This is a genomic window from Nocardioides flavus (ex Wang et al. 2016) (assembly GCF_014653115.1).
Lineage (GTDB): Bacteria > Actinomycetota > Actinomycetes > Propionibacteriales > Nocardioidaceae > Nocardioides > Nocardioides flavus.
The window spans coordinates 1-857 of the sequence record NZ_BNAD01000034.1; the positions used below are offsets into that span (position 1 = coordinate 1).

An 857-nucleotide genomic window follows, 5' to 3' on the forward strand; every position below is an offset into this window, starting at 1 on the left:
GCCCGCTGCCGAATCAACATCGTCCCCACCAACGACCCCGAGATCGGAGCCGACGACCTGCCAGCCCTGACCGCCTGAACCATCACGAAGGAGAACGCAGCGCTACACCACTACCCGGGACTTGACCTCGGCTTCTCCATGCCCGCTGGGACAGACGACCTTCACTTCTTCCGACGCCACGGCTCCCGTGATGGCTCTCTACAGGTCAAGACCCGCCCGATCACGATCAGCGGCGACACAAATCTCGGGACCGTCAGACTCCCGGACCTTCAGCAGCACACACTCACCGTCACCGACAACCTCGGCGCCCCGCTAGTCGGCGCCCGGGTCGGCGGGACCGCCAGCCTGGGTGCACCGTGGGACGGCAACGACGCAACGCTCAGCCCAGGACTCACCGTCGCAGCCGGCTTCTACTACTTAGCCGACGAGTGGAACCCCCTACTTACTGACACCTCCGGCAAAGTCACCTTCTTTCACCCCCAAACGACCAACAACACGCTCCCGGCCGGGATCACCGTCCGCTACACCGACCCCTCGACTAACGCCGTCTTCTCAGCCGACCTGAGCAGCGCCACACGAACGCCCGACGGGCAATACTCGCTCCGACTCAGCGGACTCCCCCACGTGACTGGTGTTGTCACCAACCTTGCCGGGAGTCCGTCTCCAAACGTCTCCGTCAGCAACACGAACGGCCCCGCCGGCGGTACCACTGATACGGCGGGAAAGTTCGGCTTCTCCATGCCCGCTGGGACAGACGACCTTCACTTCTTCCGACGCCACGGCTCCCGTGATGGCTCTCTACAGGTCAAGACCCGCCCGATCACGATCAGCGGCGACACAAATCTCGGGACCGTCAG

1 protein-coding gene is annotated in these 857 nt (G+C 64.2%); it reads left to right on the forward strand.

Annotated elements, in window-relative coordinates:
- Positions 1 to 138 precede the first annotated feature (138 nt).
- Positions 139 to 857 (forward strand): carboxypeptidase-like regulatory domain-containing protein (locus IE200_RS20470; protein WP_191281341.1); only part of this gene is annotated, 719 nt, incomplete at its 3' end.